Origin of the sequence: Streptomyces sp. URMC 124 (assembly GCF_051386455.1) — a bacterium.
Classification (GTDB): Bacteria; Actinomycetota; Actinomycetes; order Streptomycetales; family Streptomycetaceae; genus Streptomyces.
Genome location: NZ_JBPQTS010000328.1, coordinates 1 through 1,214 on the forward strand (window position 1 = coordinate 1; position 1,214 = coordinate 1,214).

Annotated in this window: 1 protein-coding gene; it reads left to right on the top strand. The window is 68.1% G+C overall.

The window, feature by feature from the left end:
- The first annotated feature begins 326 nt into the window (after nt 1–326).
- On the top strand, nt 327–758 hold the full coding sequence (locus ACSNOG_RS32725) for an ML domain-containing protein (RefSeq protein ID WP_436756330.1): 432 nt from the start codon (nt 327–329) through the stop codon (nt 756–758).
- Nucleotides 759–1,214 lie beyond the last annotated feature (456 nt).

Below are 1,214 nucleotides of genomic sequence, written 5' to 3' on the forward strand. Positions count from 1 at the left end.
GGGTGCGGGTCAGAACAGGCTGGCAGCGGGGGGAGAGGTGGGGGGGTGCGGGTCCGGTGGCTTGGCTGTGCGGCCGGTGGGAGGCTGGTCGCCGTACTCGCGCCGTCACGGATGCGGCTGCGTGAGGAGACCGGTCTGCCCGTCTGTGGCTGGCGGGGAGCTGGCTGCTGCCGCGATGTGGCTGGGCCCGTCGTGGGCGCTTCGCTCAGCGCGCCACCGTCGTGGCGGAGCGGGCGGCTGTCCCTGGGTGGGCCGGGCCAGTGCAGTTGCCGTGTTCCGTCGCGAACGTCCCTCACTGAGCAGCGCCATGTCGATACGCTTCGCGCATGGCTGGTTGGAGTTACACAGATGCAGGCTTGGCGTCGGATCCGCTGCAGATCGAGAGCATCCGGACCACTCCCGATCCTCCGATGCCGGGCACGTCTTTGAAGGCCACCGTCAAGGCGGCCGCCCAGGAGGAGATCGTTGATGGCGCCTACATCGAAGTCGTAGTCAAGCTGGGCCTGGTCAAGCTGTTCACGAAGCGGTATGACCTGTTCGAGAAGCTGAGGGGGGACACGTCCGACTGGAGCCTGACTGCCGATACGGCCCCCGGTGGAGAGCCCATCATGCCCGGCAACGTGGAGCTGACGTTCGGCATGGATCTTCCCCGGGAGACCCCGCAGGCCAAGTTCACCGTGAACGCCCGCGGCTATACCGTCGACGACGATGATCTGTTCAGCCTCGACTTCAGGGTCGACTTCATGAAGCAACCCTGATGACGCGGTAGATCGTGTGCAGGCCACCCGTAGGGGAAGGACCGTCGGAGCAGCCGTAGCCCTCGCCACCATGCCCCGGGTGTGTCCGGACCACCTCTCTGAACAGGGTCTCCAGCACCCCCTCGCCGAGCCGGGACCATGCTCGGTAGGAGGCGGCGCCGATGCTCGGCTCGGCAGTGCTTGGCTATCGCCGCCTGCTCCCCGCCCAGTCCCGCTCACCCGCCGCGGGAGGTGGTTGACGGTCCCCGAATGGAACTCCTGTGAAACAAGGCGCCTACCGCGGCCACTGAGGCACCCGGCCGCCGCTCCCAGGGCACTAATCCGCCGCCCTACGGCACACGCCGGTTGATAACCGCACCCACATCCATCCCGCAGCCGGACGAGCAACCACAACGGCGGCGAGCCGAGCGAAGCGCCCACGACGGGCCCCGCCACATCGCGGCAGCTGCCAGCTCC